This is a genomic window from Klebsiella sp., assembly GCF_027492335.1.
In the GTDB taxonomy this organism is placed as follows: Bacteria; Pseudomonadota; Gammaproteobacteria; order Enterobacterales; family Enterobacteriaceae; genus Klebsiella; species Klebsiella huaxiensis.
Genome location: NZ_JAPUEW010000042.1, coordinates 91706 through 109060, shown reverse-complemented (window position 1 = coordinate 109060; position 17355 = coordinate 91706). Strand labels below are relative to the sequence as shown.

Below are 17355 nucleotides of genomic sequence, written 5' to 3'. Positions count from 1 at the left end.
GTCTATTACAGTGAGCCCCATGAACAAGCACAGTGAATGTACGACCCGCGAACATATCCTGGTCACCGGCGAGCAGCTCTGCATGCAGCGGGGCTTCACCGGTATGGGCCTGAGCGAATTATTGAAAACAGCAGAAGTGCCGAAAGGCTCTTTCTACCACTACTTCCGCTCAAAAGAAGCGTATGGCGTGGCCCTGCTTGAATACCATTACGCCGGATATCTTCAGCGCCTGGTCGAGCATTTCGACCACGGCGAGGGGAACTATCGCGATCGTCTGTTGGCCTACTACCAGCATACGCTGACCCAGTTTTGCCAACAGGGTATTATCAGCGGTTGTCTGACGGTGAAGCTGTCGGCAGAGGTGTGCGATCTGTCGGAAGACATGCGTACCGCGATGGATAAAGGTGCCAGCCAGATTATCGTTCTGCTGGGTGATGCCCTGGAGAAAGGCCGTCAGGAAGGCAGTCTGATGTTCGCTGGCGATGCGTTGACTCTGTCCCAGGTGCTTTACTCTCTGTGGCTGGGGGCCAATTTGCAGGCCAAGATTACCCGTAGCGCGACGCCGCTGGAAAGCGCCCTTGCCCACGCTAAAAATATTATTGCTGCGCCTGCCGTGTAACAGGCGTTTTTATTTAACCAGTTTCAAGACGACCGGTCTACTCAGGAGTCATTATGTCAGAATCTAAATTGTTTACCCCATTGAAAGTCGGTGCGGTCACCGTACCTAACCGCGTATTCATGGCTCCGCTGACGCGTCTGCGTAGCATTGAACCGGGCGATATTCCGACCCCTCTGATGGGCGAATACTACCGCCAGCGCGCCAGCTCCGGCTTGATTATTTCCGAAGCTACGCAGATCTCCGCTCAGGCGAAAGGCTATGCTGGCGCCCCTGGCCTGCACAGCCCGGAACAGATTGCGGCGTGGACGAAAATCACCGCTGGTGTGCATGCCGAAAACGGTCGTATTGCCGTTCAGCTGTGGCACACCGGACGCATTTCGCATAACAGCATCCAGCCTGGCGGCCAGGCACCGGTTGCGCCATCAGCGTTTAGCGCCGGTACCCGCACTTCGCTGCGCGATGAGCATGGCCACGCGATTCGTGTTGATACCTCTATGCCACGCGCGCTTGAAATCGAAGAGATCCCCGGGATCGTTGATGATTTCCGTCAGGCGGTCGGGAACGCTCGCGATGCCGGTTTTGACCTTGTTGAACTGCACTCGGCCCACGGATATCTGCTGCATCAGTTCCTGTCCCCTTCCTCTAACCATCGTACCGATCAGTACGGCGGCAGCGTTGAAAATCGTGCTCGCCTGGTGCTGGAAGTCGTTGATGCGGTGAGCAAAGAGTGGAGTGCTGACCGTATCGGTATTCGCGTCTCGCCAATCGGTAGCTTCCAGAATGTCGACAACGGGCCGGACGAAGAAGCCGATGCGCTGTATCTGATTGAAGAGCTGGCTAAACGCGGTATTGCCTACCTGCATATGTCCGAACCGGACTGGGCAGGCGGCCAACCGTATAGCGATGAATTCCGCCAGAAAGTGCGCGACCGTTTCCCAGGCGCAATTATCGGCGCAGGCGCGTATACGGTAGAAAAAGCCAACGATCTGATCGGCAAAGGCCTGATTGATGCCGTCGCTTTTGGTCGGGACTATATCGCCAACCCAGATCTGGTTGCGCGTTTACAGAAAAAAGTCGCACTGAATGAACAGCGCCCGGAAAGCTTCTACGGCGGTGGCGCGGAAGGCTATACCGATTATCCTACTCTGTAATCCCTCCATTGCATTGATAGCGGCGGGTTATCGCCGCTATACTTAACGCTCTGATGTATCAAAATAAACTGCATAGGGGACATTATGCGCTTACTTCACACCATGCTGCGCGTTGGCGACCTGCAACGTTCGATTGAGTTTTACACCAACGTGCTGGGCATGAAACTGCTGCGTACCAGCGAAAACACTGAGTACAAATACTCACTGGCATTCGTGGGTTACGGCGAAGAAAGCGATACCGCCGTTATCGAGCTGACCTACAACTGGGGCGTTGATAAATACGATCTCGGCAGCGCATACGGCCATATCGCGCTAAGCGTTGATAACGCGGCGCAAGCCTGTGAGCGTATTCGCCAGAACGGCGGCAACGTGACGCGTGAAGCGGGTCCGGTCAAAGGCGGCACCACGGTTATCGCTTTTGTCGAAGATCCGGATGGTTACAAAATTGAACTGATTGAAGAGAAAGATGCCGGCAAAGGCCTCGGCAACTAATCTTCTTCGGGCGTCCATCGGCGGCGCCCGCTGTTTTATCCCCCTTCCTGCTGCAAGCGGTGGCAAAATTTGCCATAATGCGCGCTACTTTTTTCCAGCTAAGAGAATCTGATGTCCGAGAACGCTCAACTTAATGGTCTGTGCGACCGTTTTCGCGGTTTCTATCCTGTGGTAATTGATGTTGAAACCGCGGGATTTAATGCCAAAACCGACGCCCTGCTGGAGATCGCCGCTATTACGTTGAAAATGGATGAGCAAGGCTGGCTAATGCCAGACGAAACGCTGCATTTTCATGTTGAACCTTTCGAGGGTGCCAACCTGCAGCCTGAAGCTCTGGCCTTTAACGGGATTAACCCGAACGATCCTGAGCGCGGTGCGGTGAGCGAATATGACGCTCTGCACGCGATTTTCAAAATGATCCGCAAAGGGATGAAAGAGAGCGATTGTAGCCGTGCCATTATGGTCGCCCATAACGCCACATTCGATCATAGTTTTACCATGGCGGCTGCCGAGCGCGCGAGCCTGAAGCGCAACCCTTTCCACCCGTTCGTAACATTCGATACGGCAGCACTAAGCGGGCTTGCGCTCGGCCAGACGGTGTTGTCGAAGGCCTGCATTGCTGCGGGCATGGCATTTGATGGCACTCAGGCGCACTCGGCGCTTTACGATACCGAACAAACCGCGCAGCTGTTTTGCGAAATCGTCAATCGTTGGAAACGACTTGGCGGCTGGCCGTTACCGGTAGCTGAAGAATAGCAGAGACAAAAAAAGCGACTCCACCAGAAGTCGCTTTTTTATTGGTAGCAAAAATTAATCTGCTTTCGGCTCGTCAGTCTTGTACTTAGCGGCCGTTTCTTTGATCAACGTTTGCAGTTCGCCGCGCTGATACATCTCAATAATGATGTCGCAACCGCCAACCAGTTCGCCATCAACCCACAGTTGCGGGAAAGTCGGCCAGTTTGCGTATTTCGGCAGCTCTGCGCGGATGTCCGGGTTCTGCAGGATGTCGACGTAAGCAAAACGTTCGCCACAGGCAGACAGCGCCTGTACGGCCTGGGCGGAGAAGCCGCAGCTTGGCAGTTTCGGGGACCCTTTCATGTACAGCAGGATTGGGTTTTCAGCGATTTGATGTTGGATTTTTTCTAAAGTCGTGCTCATTGTCTTGCTTCCTTAAACTTCTCTACGGCAGTAATTTGTCATTGTAGCGTCCTGAACGCAGGACCGATAATAACATTTTTGTCACTCTCCACATTTTATCTTCTGTGCCCAGAAGTTGCCTCAAAAATATCATTTTATCGTCTGACGCAAGAGCGCTTTGCTCATTTTTCATGCGACATGGTTATTGTCTGACGTATTTTTTTGCAATCGTTAACCAAACGACACTTTAGATACAAAAGAATATTAACTCTCAGGGTTTTTATGCTTTAGAATCGATGCGGTTTGTCATTCATCGTCAGGCATCTGTATATGTCTGTAATTTAATCAGGGGATTGCTCAGTGGCGCGTCTTAACAAAATCGCGATTTCGCTCTGTGCATTACTTATTACGTCGATCTCATTTACGCCGCTGGCGCATGCTTCCGGGCATACGCACGCTTCGGCTACGCCAAAAGCACATCCGGCCAAAGGCGCTACCGCAGAGCGTAAGAAAAAAGCAGCCAGTTCCAAAAGTAAGACCACCGCTAAAACCTCCAGCAAGAAAACATCGACCGCCAGCCGCGCAAAAGCCCCTACCCGCACAACCGCCTCAAGCCAAACCGCGCTTAACCGTCAGGTTGCCGGTGCAAGCAAAAAATGCGTATTGCGCAAAGGCTACAAAAAGCAGTGCGCTAGCTCGACAAAATCGGTGGCAGAAAGCAAAGTCGCCAGAGCAAGCGTGCAGAAAAAGTGCGTCGTGCGCAAAGGCTATAAAACCCGCTGTAAACCTGTCACTGATGAGCCTCAGTTGACCATCGCCGATGCGCATAAAGCTCGGGTTCAAAAGGCGCAAAGCACCGCCATGTCAAAGTTAATGGATCAGATTGGCAAACCTTATCGCTGGGGCGGCACTTCGCCGCGAACCGGGTTTGATTGCAGTGGTCTGGTCTATTACGCCTATAAAGATCTGGTGAAGATTCACATCCCGCGTACCGCTAATGAAATGTATCATCTGCGCGATGCCCGCCCGGTCGATCGCGGTGAGCTGCAAAACGGTGATTTAGTCTTCTTCCGCACCCGTGGGCGCGGTACCGCCGATCACGTTGGTGTCTATGTCGGCAACGGTAAATTTATCCAGTCCCCGCGCACCGGTCGCGATATTCAGATAACCTCGCTGAGTGAAGATTACTGGGAACGCCATTACGTTGGCGCGCGCCGCGTCATGACGCCAAAAACCATTCGCTAATTCTGCCTCGTCGCTTCTGCGGCGGGGTAACTCTCTCTTTTGCCACATCTTTTAATTTGCTACTATTACCTTGCGTAATACATGGTTATTGCGCGAACTATACCCAAAATAATTCCAGTTGTATCACAAAACGCTATGCCGTTTTGAACAGCGCTTGCGCTGGCCCCGAAGGGGCGAGGCTTAAGCCGAGTAACGCGGCAACTAAGCGCATCCCCGGGAGCGTACAAATAGTACGTGACCGGGGTAAGTGCAGGCAGCCAACAAAGATGCGGCTGGAAGTATGAAGGGTATAACTATAAAAAGGAGAGTAGCAATGTCGTTCGAATTACCTGCATTACCATATGCAAAAGACGCCCTCGCGCCGCACATTTCCGCAGAAACCCTGGAATATCATTACGGTAAACACCACCAGGCCTACGTCACCAATCTCAACAACCTGATCAAAGGCACCGCGTTTGAAGGCAAGACCTTAGAAGAGATCGTTCGCTCTTCCGATGGCGGAGTTTTTAACAACGCTGCTCAGGTCTGGAACCACACCTTCTACTGGAACTGCCTGGCACCAAACGCTGGCGGCGAACCTGAAGGTGAACTGGCGGCAGCTATCGCTAAATCCTTCGGCAGCTTTGCTGATTTCAAAGCAAAATTCACCGACGCGGCAGCGAAAAACTTTGGTGCTGGCTGGACCTGGCTGGTGAAAAACGCTGATGGTAGCCTGGCGATTGTTTCCACCAGCAACGCCGGTACGCCGCTGACCAGCGATGCAACCCCGCTGCTGACCGTGGATGTCTGGGAACACGCTTACTACATCGACTACCGTAATGCGCGTCCGAACTATCTGGAACACTTCTGGGCGCTGGTGAACTGGAAATTTGTGGCGGCTAATCTGGCGGCATAAAAGCAAACCGCAGAAGGATTGCGCCTTCTGCGGTTATTTTTCACTTCACAGACAATTCACATACTATTCATGAACGATTAGTGGTTAGCAAAAGCCTCTTCTGGCTGCGATCGACCGCTAAAAAACACCAGCAGTAGCGCAACGCCCGCAATGATCGCTCCCATCACGGGTACGAATGCATAGCCCAGCCCACCCGTTATCACCGCACCACCGGCGGCTGCGCCTAACGCATTACCGAGGTTGAAAGCGCCGATATTAACCGACGATGACAACCCAGGAGCTTCGTGAGCCACGCGCATCACGCGCATCTGCAGCGGCGGAACCACGGCAAAAGTCGCGGCACCCCAGACAACCATGCTGATAGCCGCACCAATTTGTGACTGGGCCAGCAGCGGGATCGCCAGCATGATCACCATTAACAGCAGCAGAAAGCCCTTCAACGTCCCGGAAACCGAGCGGTCGGCAAACTTACCGCCAAGGTAGTTACCCAGCGAGAAGCCTACACCAATCAATACCAGCATCGCGGTCACAAACAGTGGCGATGCGTTAGTGATGCTGTGCAGGACCGGTGATATATAGGTGTAAAGCGTAAACATCGCCCCTGCCCCCAGAACGGTGGTCAGCAGCGCTGATAGCACCTGTGGGCGCATCAGTACTGAAAGTTCCTGCTTAACATCAGGCCGCTCACCCGCGCTTCCTTTTGGCAGGGAAAACCACAGGCTGACCATCGCCACCACGCCGAGACCCGCCGTTGCAAGGAACGACATTCGCCAGCCGATAGTTTCCCCCAACCAGGTCGCCGCCGGAACGCCGCCAATGTTGGCAATTGTCAGCCCCATAAACATGGTCGCCACGGCGCTGGCCTGCTTATGCTTCGGCACTACGCTCGCCGCTACTACTGAGCCGAGTCCAAAAAAAGCGCCGTGATTGAGGCTGGTAATAATGCGCGACAGCAGTAGCGTGGTGTAATCTGGTGCAATTGAAGAGAGTACGTTACCGAGAGTAAAAATCGCCATCAGGAAAATCAGCGCATTTCTGCGCGCACGGTGCGAAAGCAACAGAGTCATCAGCGGCGCGCCAACCATCACCCCAATGGCATAGGCACTAATAAGCATTCCCGCAGCCGGAATAGAGACATCCACGCCTTTGGCGATAACCGGTAATAGCCCCATTGGGGAGAACTCGGTAGTACCGATACCGAAGGCACCGATCGCCAGAGCGAGCAGGGGAAAGTTGATTTTCATTCAATGACTCCATCGGGCCGTCTTCAGCGACGGCATCTCATCAGAAGCCAAAAGCATGACATCAATCACAGAAAAACAAAAGTAAACGAAATGGCAAAATATTTTTGCGAAATTGATAATAATGGCGGAAAAAGAAAAGGGAGAACGATGCCTCCCTCATATTGGAATTAGTGCAGTATGGCGGTCAGCCCTGCGGCGACAATCAAACCCAGAACAATAATCGTCGTTGTCAGCGAAAACTTTAAATCTGTATCCATCAATTTTTCCCCTTGATTATCCCCACATGAAAAGTGAGCTTGCTCATTTTTACATAGATTAGCGCAAATATCTTCCGAGATTTAGAGGGATGCACATTTTTGCTCTTCCCCTTTGCCCCAAGATCGGACAAAATCCCACGCTAATTTGAAAGCGTATCGGCCATTGACCCCTTCCTGTCGTTCTGTGTCGTTTTCCCGACGTGATGTAATGATTAATTTTGGCATCAGGGTGTGTACAGGCAAACGTTTACGTACCGATAAACGGACGATCAGGTCAAGGTCTGGAGTGAGAAGTAATGGCAACTATTAAAGATGTAGCGAAGCGCGCAAACGTTTCCACTACAACAGTATCACATGTAATTAACAAAACGCGTTTCGTTGCGGAAGAGACGCGCAACGCTGTGTGGGCTGCGATTAAAGAACTGCACTACTCCCCCAGCGCCGTTGCTCGCAGCCTGAAGGTTAATCACACTAAGTCTATCGGATTGCTGGCGACCAGCAGTGAAGCGGCCTATTTTGCCGAAATTATCGAATCCGTTGAGAAAAGTTGCTTCCAGAAGGGCTATACCCTGATTCTCGGCAACGCATGGAACGATCCGGAGAAACAGCGCGCCTACCTGTCAATGATGGCGCAGAAGCGCGTGGACGGCCTGCTGGTGATGTGTTCTGAGTATCCTGAGTCGGTATTGAGCATGCTGGAAGAGTATCGCCATATTCCGATGGTCGTGATGGACTGGGGTGAAGCAAAAGCCGACTTTACCGACTCGGTTATCGATAACGCCTTCGAAGGGGGTTATATTGCCGGGCGCTATCTGGTGGAACGCGGTCATCGCGAAATTGGCGTGATCCCCGGCCCGCTTGAGCGGAACACCGGTGCCGGCCGCCTGGCCGGCTTTATGAAAGCGATGGAAGAAGCGCAGATCAACGTTCCTGAAAACTGGGTAGTGCAAGGTGATTTCGAGCCGGAATCCGGCTACCGCGCGATGCAGCAAATCCTCAGCCAGCACCATCGCCCGACGGCGATTTTCTGCGGCGGGGATATCATGGCGATGGGCGCTATCTGTGCGGCTGATGAAATGGGTCTGCGCGTGCCGCAGGATATTTCGCTGATCGGTTATGACAATGTGCGCAACGCCCGCTACTTCAGCCCGGCGCTGACCACCATCCATCAGCCAAAAGATTCTCTGGGCGAAGCGGCCTTCAATATGCTGCTGGACCGCATCGTCAACAAGCGCGAAATTTCCCAGTCTATTGAAGTACATCCGCGCCTGGTCGAACGTCGATCCGTGGCCGACGGCCCGTTTGTCGATTATCGCCGTTAATTCTCCTCGCGGGGCCGGCTATTCCGGCGCCCGCAGCCACTCCCTGTTCAGCGTTTCACTGTCGCCAAGGTAATCCAGCAGCCACATCAGCGCCGGTGAAGCGTCGCTTTGTTGCCACGTCAGGCAGCAGGCCGCATCAGGGAATGGGTTTTCCAGCGCCAGAGCCGTCCATTCTCCGCTATCAATTCGCTGCTGTGCAAAATGCTTTGGCACCATGCCAACACACAACCCTGCGCTGAGGCAGGTCGCGGAAGCGTCCCAGTCTGGCACCACCACCCTCTTCTGATTATCCAGCAGCCATGTCGTGCGTTTCGGTAGCGAGCGCGAAGTATCTTCCCGTACTAGCGACGGCCAGTTGCGTAACACATCGTCGCTTAGCGGGCCGTCCATTTTCGCCAACGGATGATCGCTGGCCACCACGCAATCCCAACTCAGCATCCCCATATCGCGAAACGCATAGCGCCCGCCGACGGGAATTGAGCGCGTCGCACCGATAGCTAATTCCACGCGGCCATCAGCTAACGCATCCCAGACACCGTTGAATACCTCCTGAAAGACAATCAGTTCAACGTCATCAAAATGACGATAGAAATCAACGATCATTTGCCGCATGCGCGCCGGTTTGACGATGTCATCGACAGCAATGGATAGCTGCCCGCGCCAACCGTTGGCTATCTGCTGGCATTGCTGACGAGTGATCTGCATTTTTTTGATAACAGAGCGCCCTTCCTGCAAAAACCAGACCCCGGCCGGGGTTAATTCGACATCGCGGTGACGGCGTTCAAAGAGCGGAACCGCCAGCCACTCTTCCAACTGACGCACGGTATAACTCACCGCTGAAGGTACGCGGTGTAGCTCCTGCGCCGCTGCGCTAAAACTGCCGTTACGCGCGACAGCATCAACCACCTCAAGTGAGTATTCTGACCACATATTCTGCCTACAAAATTTTTGAATCCACCTGACAAATATTAGCGTTTCACAAGCCCGAATGCACTCCCTACACTCTGCCGCACCGTACCTGCATCAATAACAAGAGAATTTTATGCAACAATTGCAACAACCTGGGAAAGGATTTTTAGTTTGGCTGGCCGGGCTCAGCGTGCTCGGCTTTCTGGCCACCGATATGTATCTGCCGGCTTTCGCCGCGATCCAACAAGATCTCAACACTTCAGCGGCTTCAGTCAGCGCCAGCCTGAGCTTGTTCCTGGCAGGCTTTGCCATTGGACAGCTTTTTTGGGGGCCGCTCTCCGACCGTTACGGACGCAAGCCGGTACTGCTAAGCGGCCTGGTCATTTTCGCTATCGGCTGTCTGGGGATGCTTTGGGTGCAAGATGCCACACTGATGCTGGCGCTGCGCTTCATTCAGGCGATTGGCGTTTGCGCCGCCGCCGTGACCTGGCAAGCGATGGTGACCGATTACTACCCAGCCCATCGCACAAACCGTATTTTTGCCGCCATTATGCCGCTGGTGGGCTTGTCTCCAGCACTGGCGCCGCTGCTCGGCAGCTGGCTGCTGGTTCATTTCGAATGGCAGGCTATTTTCGCCGTTCTGTTCGCGATAACCCTGTTACTCATGCTGCCTGCCCTGCGTCTGAAAGCGGCGAAAAAGACGGTTGTCGGCACCCAGCAGAAGCTGACTTTCCTTGCCCTACTACGCTCGCGCGAATACAGCGGCAACGTGCTGATTTATGCCGCCTGCTCCGCCAGCTTTTTCGCATGGTTGACCGGCTCGCCATTTATTCTTCACGAGATGGGCTACAGCCCGACCGTTATCGGCCTGAGCTACGTTCCGCAAACTATTGCGTTTCTGGTTGGCGGTTACGGCTGCCGTGCGGCTTTACAAAAATGGTCAGGGCAGCAGATCCTGCCGTGGCTGCTGGTGATTTTCTCCATCAGCGTTGCCGCTACCTGGCTGGTAGGTTTACAGGCTAATGCCACGCTTGTCGGATTAATGATTCCGTTCTGCGCAATGGCGGTGGTAAATGGCGGTATTTATCCTATCGTCGTTGCTCAGGCGCTGAAGCCGTTCCCGCAGGCGACCGGTCGCGCCGCAGCTTTGCAAAATACCTTACAGTTGGGTCTTTGCTTTATCGCCAGTCTGCTGGTTTCTACGCTGATAGCAACACCGCTGCAAACCACCACCAGCGTGATGCTTATCTCCATTGTACTGGCCGGTATCGGTTACCGTATGCAGTACAAGGCCACTGCGCTGGCAACAGAATCGTCACATGCTTAAGGTAATCTTCAGATAGTGTTAAGGTCCAGTAATTAGCTTGCTAACATATTTTTATTGAAAGCCTGTTTTTAGCGGCCTATACTGGATCCGGCATCACATAAATAGAAAGATTAATTGATTTAACGGGAGCAGGATGCGTCCCGTTTCTCCATGGAAGGCCTTTCGGCAAGGGTTATCTCCCTTCCTCTGTTCTACGTCGGATAGCAGCCTCACGGATTGTCCGTGAGATTTCTCACAAAGCCAGAAAAGCGTCTACGCTGTTTTAAGGTTCTGATCACTTGGGCGTGATGGAGAAGCTATGAGTTCATCGTGTATAGAAGAAGTAAGCGTACCAAATGATGATTGGTACCGGATTGTCGCTGAATTATTAGGCCGTGCGGGCATCGAAATTAACGGTCCTGCCCCCTCCGATCTGCGGATTAAAAACCCCCTCTTTTTTAAGCGCGTTTTACAAGAAGGGTCGCTGGGATTGGGAGAGAGCTATATGGACGGCTGGTGGGATTGTGAGCGGCTGGATTTATTTTTCCATAAAGTCTTACGTGCCGGGCTGGAAAGTCAACTTCCCCACCATTTTAAAGATACCCTCCGCATCGCGAGCGCTCGCTTATTCAATCTGCAAAGTAAAAAAAGGTCCTGGATAGTCGGCAAAGAACATTACGACTTAGGTAACGATCTTTTCAGCCGCATGCTCGACCCTTTTATGCAATATTCCTGCGGATACTGGAAAGATGCGCAGAATCTGGAAGATGCACAGCAGGCAAAATTAGATCTGATCTGCCAAAAGCTGCAGCTTGAACCCGGAATGCGGGTGCTGGATATTGGCTGCGGCTGGGGTGGTCTGGCTTACTATATGGCTAAAAACTACCAGGTCAGCGTTGTTGGTGTCACTATTTCAGCCGAACAGCAAAAGATGGCCCAGCAGCGTTGTGAAGGGCTGGACGTAACAATTCTGCTCCAGGACTATCGCGATTTGCATGATAGTTTTGACCGCATTGTTTCCGTTGGTATGTTTGAACATGTCGGGCCTAAAAATTACGACACCTATTTTGACGTGGTGGATCGTAATTTAAAAGCTGACGGTCGTTTCCTGCTGCACACAATCGGCTCGAAAAAAACCGACCATAGCGTCGACCCGTGGATTAATAAATATATCTTCCCCAACGGTTGTCTGCCGTCGGTACGCCACATCGCACAGGCCAGTGAAACGCATTTCGTGATGGAAGATTGGCATAATTTCGGTGCCGATTATGACACCACGCTAATGGCATGGTATGAGCGTTTCCTCAATAGCTGGCCGGAAATCGCTGACAACTATTCGGAAAGATTCAAACGTATGTTTAGCTATTACCTGAATGCCTGTGCTGGTGCTTTTCGCGCCCGCGATATTCAGCTTTGGCAGGTGGTTTTTTCTCGCGGTGTCGAACACGGCCTGCGCGTGGCTCGCTAATCGCTGTCCCTCCTGCGCCGCTGGCGCAGGGATTTCTTTTTTACTCACCGCGACGGCAGTAAAAATTTGATTTCAATGATCTAAAACGACAGCCCGGCCACGTCAACCGGGCTGTCGAATAAATTACTCTGCCGCCGCTTTCAGCGCGGCGTCTTTTGCTGCCAACACGCGCTCAACGGTATCAATGACCGCCTGAGTCTGCGGATCAATTTCAATATTGACCCGATCGCCCAGTTTTTTCGCGCCAAGCGTTGTACGTTGCAGCGTCTCGGGAATTAAATGAACGCAAAAGCGTGTTGGCGTCACTTCCCCCACGGTGAGGCTAATCCCATCAACACCGATATATCCTTTATAGAGGATATATTTCATCAGCGTAGGGTCCTGAACCTTAAACCAAATCTGACGATTATTTTCCGAGGTTAGAATTTTCACCACTTCCGCAGTAGTCATAATATGACCGGACATCAGGTGGCCGCCAATTTCATCGCTGAATTTTGCCGCCCGCTCAACGTTCACACAATCGCCTTCACGGATCGCGCCCAGGTTGGTTATACGCAGCGTCTCTTTCATCAGGTCAAAACTCACCCGAGGGCCGTTAATCTCGGTGACGGTCAAACAACAGCCATTGTGCGCCACTGACGCCCCGGTTTCGAGCCCCGCAAGCATATGCTCAGGCAACTCCACTACATGGGTACGAAAATTGGGTTTTTCGTCTATGGACACCACCTTCGCGGTCCCCTGCACAATACCGGTAAACATATTTTGCTCCTGTATAAATTCGTGACGGTATCATTACCGTTTTAGGTTATGCGGAACAATAACAGGTGGCAAAACAGGTTGCCAGCGCACAACGTGCACTGGGATTTTTTCACTGGCTAAATGGCTAATCCTCGCTACAATAGTCTGGCAAATCCCTCTGCTTTTTTCTTCTTGCTGCCATACTGGGCGGCTTTTTTAGTCTCAAAATAACAACAAGATAAAGGTGTTCACGTGCAGAAGTACTTTATTGAAGCGCGTCAGTTATTAGCACTGGCTATACCCGTTATTCTGGCTCAGGTTGCCCAGACCTCTATGGGCTTCGTCGATACCGTCATGGCAGGCGGCTATAGCGCCACCGACATGGCGGCGGTCGCCATTGGTACCTCGATTTGGTTACCGGCGATCCTCTTCGGCCACGGTCTGCTGCTGGCCCTGACTCCGGTCATTGCCCAATTGAATGGTTCTGGTCGTCGTGACCGTATTGCCCACCAGGTACGCCAGGGATTCTGGCTGGCGGGCTTCGTCTCTGTTCTGGTGATGGTTGTGCTGTGGAATGCCGGTTACATCATCAGTTCGATGCATAACATCGACCCAGCGCTGGCAGATAAAGCCGTTGGCTATCTGCGCGCGCTGCTGTGGGGTACGCCGGGCTATCTTTTCTTCCAGGTCGCACGTAACCAGTGCGAAGGCCTGGCAAAAACTAAACCTGGAATGGTCATGGGGTTTATCGGCCTGCTGGTCAACATTCCGGTTAACTACATCTTTATCTACGGTCACTTCGGGATGCCGGAACTTGGCGGCGTTGGCTGTGGCGTCGCAACAGCTTCGGTTTACTGGGTGATGTTTTTCAGCATGATCTCCTGGGTTCGCCGGGCACGCTCAATGCGTGATATTCGCAGCCCAGAGCCGTTCAGCAAACCAGATTTCGAAGTCATCAAGCGACTGGTACAACTGGGTCTGCCGATTGCGCTGGCGCTGTTTTTTGAAGTGACCCTGTTCGCCGTCGTCGCGCTGCTGGTCTCCCCTCTGGGCATTGTCGACGTGGCCGGACACCAGATAGCCCTTAACTTCAGCTCGTTGATGTTCGTTCTGCCTCTGTCTCTTGCGGCAGCAGTGACCATTCGCGTAGGTTTCCGCCTTGGTCAGGGCTCAACCCTGGAAGCGCAAACGTCAGCAAGAACCGGCGTTGGTGTCGGGGTGTGCATGGCGGTTATCACGGCAGTTTTTACTGTCCTGATGCGTAAGCAAATCGCGCTGTTGTATAACGACAATCCTGAGGTCATCACGCTGGCTTCCCAGTTAATGCTGTTAGCCGCGATCTACCAGATTTCCGACTCGATTCAGGTCATCGGCAGCGGGATCCTGCGTGGCTATAAAGACACGCGTTCCATCTTTTTTATCACTTTTACCGCCTACTGGGTGCTGGGACTGCCAAGCGGCTATTTGCTGGCATTAACCGATGTCGTGGTTCCGCGCATGGGCCCTGCAGGCTTCTGGTGCGGATTTATTATCGGTTTAACCTCTGCGGCCATCATGATGATGCTGCGTATGCGCTTTTTGCAACGTCAGCCTTCCAGCGTGATTTTGCAGCGCGCGGCGCGCTAATCCGATCTATACCCAAAATAATTCGAGTTGCTTAAAGGCGGCAAGGGAGTGAGTCCCCAGGAGCATAGATAACTATGCGACTGGGGCGAGCGACAAATCTGCCGGGAGCAGATTTGAACGTCGCGTGCGACGGCCAGTCAGGGCGAGGCCCATGGATGGGCCGAGTAATCCGTAGCCAACACATAAGCAGCTTGAAGTATGACGGGTATATGACAACGGCGCTGATTGAGCGCCATTGTCCGTAATCGACGAAGAAATCTTCTTTTGCATCAGCAAAATATAAGCAACATGGATAAAACTTCTGCGATCGCGTGAAATCTGGAAGAAAAGTGACGTTTGCCTCTTGCCACAACCCCTCCCTGCCGCTAATATGCGTCCCCGTTGCCACTGCAACATTGCGTTCATAGCTCAGTTGGTTAGAGCACCACCTTGACATGGTGGGGGTCGTTGGTTCGAGTCCAATTGAACGCACCATAATGCGTTTATAGCTCAGTTGGTTAGAGCACCACCTTGACATGGTGGGGGTCGTTGGTTCGAGTCCAATTAAACGCACCATAATGCGTCTGTAGCTCAGTTGGTTAGAGCACCACCTTGACATGGTGGGGGTCGATGGTTCGAGTCCATTCAGACGCACCATTTTATTTTCCGGTTATTCCCTCTCTTCTTCATCACGATTTTACTTCACCATCCTCATCATCGTGCCTGACAAAATCTATTGATTCATCAGTTTGTCTCTACATTCGGCAAAAACCTATCAGGCCGTCCGGCGATAAACTATCAATCAGAGGCCAAATACAGTCTCAATTTCTATCTTGAGATCGGGTGAAAAAAGGCGGCTAACTTCAACCAGAGAACTGGCAGGCAAGCTGGCGCCGTAGTGTCGGTAGAGCACTTCACGCAGCTCGTCGATCTCTTCAAAAGAAGTAATGAATATGGTCACCTTAATCAGGGCTGAAAAATCCGTGCCTTCTGCGCTGGCGATTTTTCCGATCTGGCTGAAGATCTCTTCAGCCTGTCCGGCAATGCCTGAACGCTGCGCAGCCGTGCCAAACGCGGTCAGTCCTGAAATATAGAGCGTGTTACCATGCCTTACCGAGTGGACGTAGGGGGCCTTAACCTCACCCAATTCCGGATAATTCTTCCGTTCTATCATACCCATACTGACTTCCTTATTGAGGGGAACCAGCCCCCCCTGTTGCGGCTTAACGTCTGTGTAGTTTCTTTTACAGCTCCATTATCATCTCATGCCAGGCCATGCCGCCATGATCGGACTCAGAAGGTCTGATATAGCGGTAGCCAAAATGCGCGTAAAGATCGACATGCCGGTCTTTGCACATTAAATGGATAGTTTGCTTGTTCATGGCTTTCATGCGAGAGACAAATTCGCGCATCATGAGCGATGAATAGCCTTGCCCCTGAAAATCAGGATCTAACACCACCGACATAATGACCGCATTCGGTGCCGCGGGGTCGTGTCCAATAAGCTCTTTGAACTCTTCATCCGACATCACCACGTCCCAGGCGCAGCCCGCATTGATAAATCCAATCACTTCGCCGTCCAGTTCCATGCACATAAAACCTTCCGGGTAACGATTAATACGGGTGGCGATTTTTTCCCGGGTCGCGGCCTCATCGCCTTCATAGGCGGTGATTTCTATCGTATAGCAGCGATCAACATCGGCGAGCGTCGCCTGGCGAAAGATGGGTGTAGACATCGTTTTTCCTTTTCAGCATCCATTTTGTGACCCACATAATACACCTTTTAAGTCGCCCTCACGCACGCGGGTAAGCTTCTTGCACCCTGCAATCTTATTGTGAATCAGATCATATTTTCTAAAAATACAGTTGACTTAGATGACGTCAAAAAATATTTTACGCCCATGTGATATCGATTTCATAAAAACCATGGCAACCATAAAAGACGTAGCGGAAAAAGCAGGCTTATCGGTAACGACGGTTTCTCGTTTCCTGAATAATCATCCTTATATCTCTGAAGATAAAAAGGAAAAAATCCTCGCAGCGATGAAGGCGTTGGATTATGAGCCGAGCACCGTCGCACAGCAGATGCGCGGCGTGAAAACCCACCGGATTGGCATACTGATCTCACGGATAACCAACCCCTATTTTGCCAGCCTGGTCGATGCCCTTGAGGTGACCGCACGCAAGCATGGCTATTCAGTACTGATCGTGCAAAACCATGACAGCGCAGGGGAAGAGGAAAGCTGCCTCGATCTGCTGAAGAAAAAGATTATTGATGGTCTTATTTTATGTGCCGTTGAGAACGATAAAAACGTCATCGAGCAATATCAGAAATATGGCCCTATTCTGCTGTGCAACACCAGCATTGATGACACCAGTCTGCCGGTTGTTAAGGTGGATGACGAACTGGCAACCTACAATGCGGTCAGTTGGCTGCTCAACAAAGGTTATCAAAAAATCGCCTACTCTACGGGCGGGAGCTTTGAGCAAAAAGGGCACGGTAGCAGACGAAACCGTGGCTTTATTACCGCTATGCAAAGCGCACATCAGCCAATTCACGATCATCTTATTTTCCGCCATCTTCATACTTACCGCGACGGGCGGCATCTGGCTGAGCAAATCCTGAAAATGGATAAAAGCGAGCGCCCTGATGCTATTTTTACCGGTAGCGATGAAATCGCCTGCGGATTAATTTCCGCGCTTTCAGCCAAAGGGGTCAGCATTCCCGGTGAACTGGCGGTTATGGGCTTTGATAATTTACCCATTGCCGAGATGATCCCTATTCCACTGACCACCATCAACCAGCCCATTGAACAGCTAGGCCGAATTTCCGTAGAGCGCCTGCTGGCGATGATTAACCACGCTCAATATCGCTATGATGAAGAAGATTTGCAGTCTGAATTAATCGTCAGGGCATCCGCTTAATTTTTTTATCGTAATATGGTATCGATTTCATACCAAGGAGAA

The 17355-nt window shown here is 52.1% G+C and carries 18 protein-coding genes and 3 tRNA genes; 14 read left to right on the top strand and 7 right to left on the bottom strand.

Features of this window, described 5'->3' with window-relative positions:
* Positions 1-19 precede the first annotated feature (19 nt).
* From QVF11_RS12470 to rnt, 4 genes are all read left to right on the top strand, one after another.
* Positions 20-619 carry a TetR/AcrR family transcriptional regulator gene (locus QVF11_RS12470; protein ID WP_112214407.1) on the top strand — a complete coding sequence of 200 codons (600 nt, stop codon included), beginning with the start codon at positions 20-22 and terminating at the stop codon, positions 617-619.
* Positions 620-672: 53 nt separating this feature from the next.
* Positions 673-1770 (top strand): alkene reductase, encoded by a 1098-nt coding sequence (gene nemA, locus QVF11_RS12465; RefSeq protein WP_287857200.1) that lies wholly within the window; start codon positions 673-675, stop codon positions 1768-1770.
* Positions 1771-1854: 84 nt separating this feature from the next.
* The gene (gloA, locus tag QVF11_RS12460) at positions 1855-2262 is read left to right on the top strand and encodes a lactoylglutathione lyase (protein WP_112214409.1); all 408 of its coding nucleotides are present in this window, start codon (positions 1855-1857) and stop codon (positions 2260-2262) included.
* Between the two features lie 111 nt (positions 2263-2373).
* Positions 2374-3018 (top strand): ribonuclease T, encoded by a 645-nt coding sequence (gene rnt / locus QVF11_RS12455; RefSeq protein WP_112214410.1) that lies wholly within the window; start codon positions 2374-2376, stop codon positions 3016-3018.
* Between the two features lie 54 nt (positions 3019-3072).
* On the opposite strand, the gene QVF11_RS12450 is transcribed toward rnt, so the two are convergent.
* Positions 3073-3420 carry a Grx4 family monothiol glutaredoxin gene (locus tag QVF11_RS12450; protein ID WP_112214411.1) on the bottom strand — a complete coding sequence of 116 codons (348 nt, stop codon included), beginning with the start codon at positions 3418-3420 and terminating at the stop codon, positions 3073-3075.
* A gap of 339 nt (positions 3421-3759) precedes the next feature.
* Here QVF11_RS12450 and QVF11_RS12445 point away from each other — a divergent pair, with 339 nt between their 5' ends.
* Both QVF11_RS12445 and sodB read left to right on the top strand, forming a co-directional pair.
* Positions 3760-4644 (top strand): C40 family peptidase, encoded by an 885-nt coding sequence (locus QVF11_RS12445; RefSeq protein WP_287857196.1) that lies wholly within the window; start codon positions 3760-3762, stop codon positions 4642-4644.
* 313 nt (positions 4645-4957) lie between these two features.
* A complete protein-coding gene (gene sodB, locus QVF11_RS12440) occupies positions 4958-5539 on the top strand; it encodes a superoxide dismutase [Fe] (RefSeq protein ID WP_004102696.1) in 582 nt (193 codons plus the stop codon).
* A 77-nt stretch (positions 5540-5616) separates the two neighbouring features.
* On the opposite strand, the gene QVF11_RS12435 is transcribed toward sodB, so the two are convergent.
* On the bottom strand, positions 5617-6783 hold the full coding sequence (locus QVF11_RS12435) for an MFS transporter (protein WP_110273970.1): 1167 nt from the start codon (positions 6781-6783) through the stop codon (positions 5617-5619).
* Between the two features lie 167 nt (positions 6784-6950).
* A complete protein-coding gene (gene cydH / locus QVF11_RS12430; protein WP_110273969.1) occupies positions 6951-7040 on the bottom strand; it encodes a cytochrome bd-I oxidase subunit CydH in 90 nt (29 codons plus the stop codon).
* 296 nt (positions 7041-7336) lie between these two features.
* Here cydH and purR point away from each other — a divergent pair, with 296 nt between their 5' ends.
* The gene (purR, locus tag QVF11_RS12425; protein WP_110273968.1) at positions 7337-8362 is read left to right on the top strand and encodes an HTH-type transcriptional repressor PurR; all 1026 of its coding nucleotides are present in this window, start codon (positions 7337-7339) and stop codon (positions 8360-8362) included.
* An 18-nt stretch (positions 8363-8380) separates the two neighbouring features.
* On the opposite strand, the gene punR is transcribed toward purR, so the two are convergent.
* Positions 8381-9292, bottom strand: coding sequence for a DNA-binding transcriptional activator PunR (punR, locus tag QVF11_RS12420; protein WP_287857192.1), 912 nt, complete (start codon positions 9290-9292; stop codon positions 8381-8383).
* 121 nt (positions 9293-9413) lie between these two features.
* Between punR and punC the strand changes: the two genes are divergently transcribed.
* A complete protein-coding gene (gene punC / locus QVF11_RS12415; RefSeq protein ID WP_181421791.1) occupies positions 9414-10598 on the top strand; it encodes a purine nucleoside transporter PunC in 1185 nt (394 codons plus the stop codon).
* Between the two features lie 298 nt (positions 10599-10896).
* A complete protein-coding gene (cfa, locus tag QVF11_RS12410; protein ID WP_112214416.1) occupies positions 10897-12045 on the top strand; it encodes a cyclopropane fatty acyl phospholipid synthase in 1149 nt (382 codons plus the stop codon).
* Positions 12046-12168: 123 nt separating this feature from the next.
* Here cfa and QVF11_RS12405 read toward each other — a convergent pair whose 3' ends face one another.
* Positions 12169-12804 carry a riboflavin synthase subunit alpha gene (locus tag QVF11_RS12405; protein ID WP_142513954.1) on the bottom strand — a complete coding sequence of 212 codons (636 nt, stop codon included), beginning with the start codon at positions 12802-12804 and terminating at the stop codon, positions 12169-12171.
* A 231-nt stretch (positions 12805-13035) separates the two neighbouring features.
* Here QVF11_RS12405 and mdtK point away from each other — a divergent pair, with 231 nt between their 5' ends.
* The 4 genes from mdtK (at position 13036) to QVF11_RS12385 (ending at position 15045) form a co-directional block, all read left to right on the top strand.
* Complete coding sequence (mdtK, locus tag QVF11_RS12400; protein WP_110273962.1) at positions 13036-14409, top strand: MdtK family multidrug efflux MATE transporter; 1374 nt, start codon at positions 13036-13038, stop codon at positions 14407-14409.
* 397 nt (positions 14410-14806) lie between these two features.
* Positions 14807-14883: transfer RNA gene (locus QVF11_RS12395), tRNA-Val, on the top strand.
* A gap of 4 nt (positions 14884-14887) precedes the next feature.
* A tRNA-Val gene (locus tag QVF11_RS12390) sits at positions 14888-14964 on the top strand.
* Between the two features lie 4 nt (positions 14965-14968).
* Positions 14969-15045: transfer RNA gene (locus QVF11_RS12385), tRNA-Val, on the top strand.
* A gap of 145 nt (positions 15046-15190) precedes the next feature.
* Here QVF11_RS12385 and QVF11_RS12380 read toward each other — a convergent pair.
* Together QVF11_RS12380 and QVF11_RS12375 are read right to left on the bottom strand one after the other, a co-directional pair.
* Positions 15191-15568, bottom strand: a complete 378-nt coding sequence (locus tag QVF11_RS12380; protein WP_287857189.1) for a RidA family protein — start codon at positions 15566-15568, stop codon at positions 15191-15193.
* A gap of 64 nt (positions 15569-15632) precedes the next feature.
* Complete coding sequence (locus tag QVF11_RS12375; RefSeq protein ID WP_112214420.1) at positions 15633-16124, bottom strand: GNAT family N-acetyltransferase; 492 nt, start codon at positions 16122-16124, stop codon at positions 15633-15635.
* A 190-nt stretch (positions 16125-16314) separates the two neighbouring features.
* On the opposite strand from QVF11_RS12375, the gene QVF11_RS12370 reads away from it, so the two are divergent.
* Positions 16315-17313, top strand: coding sequence for a LacI family DNA-binding transcriptional regulator (locus tag QVF11_RS12370; RefSeq protein WP_287857187.1), 999 nt, complete (start codon positions 16315-16317; stop codon positions 17311-17313).
* Positions 17314-17355 lie beyond the last annotated feature (42 nt).

Bases quoted from the DNA above. Each gene is read 5' to 3' on its own strand.
- QVF11_RS12470 (WP_112214407.1), top strand. From the start codon at position 20: ATGAACAAGCACAGTGAATGTACGACCCGCGAACATATCCTGGTCACC.
- nemA (WP_287857200.1), top strand. From the start codon at position 673: ATGTCAGAATCTAAATTGTTTACCCCATTGAAAGTCGGTGCGGTCACC.
- gloA (WP_112214409.1), top strand. From the start codon at position 1,855: ATGCGCTTACTTCACACCATGCTGCGCGTTGGCGACCTGCAACGTTCG.
- rnt (WP_112214410.1), top strand. From the start codon at position 2,374: ATGTCCGAGAACGCTCAACTTAATGGTCTGTGCGACCGTTTTCGCGGT.
- QVF11_RS12450 (WP_112214411.1), bottom strand. From the start codon at position 3,420: ATGAGCACGACTTTAGAAAAAATCCAACATCAAATCGCTGAAAACCCA.
- sodB (WP_004102696.1), top strand. From the start codon at position 4,958: ATGTCGTTCGAATTACCTGCATTACCATATGCAAAAGACGCCCTCGCG.
- QVF11_RS12435 (WP_110273970.1), bottom strand. From the start codon at position 6,783: ATGAAAATCAACTTTCCCCTGCTCGCTCTGGCGATCGGTGCCTTCGGT.
- cydH (WP_110273969.1), bottom strand. From the start codon at position 7,040: ATGGATACAGATTTAAAGTTTTCGCTGACAACGACGATTATTGTTCTG.
- purR (WP_110273968.1), top strand. From the start codon at position 7,337: ATGGCAACTATTAAAGATGTAGCGAAGCGCGCAAACGTTTCCACTACA.
- punR (WP_287857192.1), bottom strand. From the start codon at position 9,292: ATGTGGTCAGAATACTCACTTGAGGTGGTTGATGCTGTCGCGCGTAAC.
- cfa (WP_112214416.1), top strand. From the start codon at position 10,897: ATGAGTTCATCGTGTATAGAAGAAGTAAGCGTACCAAATGATGATTGG.
- QVF11_RS12405 (WP_142513954.1), bottom strand. From the start codon at position 12,804: ATGTTTACCGGTATTGTGCAGGGGACCGCGAAGGTGGTGTCCATAGAC.
- QVF11_RS12380 (WP_287857189.1), bottom strand. From the start codon at position 15,568: ATGGGTATGATAGAACGGAAGAATTATCCGGAATTGGGTGAGGTTAAG.
- QVF11_RS12375 (WP_112214420.1), bottom strand. From the start codon at position 16,124: ATGTCTACACCCATCTTTCGCCAGGCGACGCTCGCCGATGTTGATCGC.
- QVF11_RS12370 (WP_287857187.1), top strand. From the start codon at position 16,315: ATGGCAACCATAAAAGACGTAGCGGAAAAAGCAGGCTTATCGGTAACG.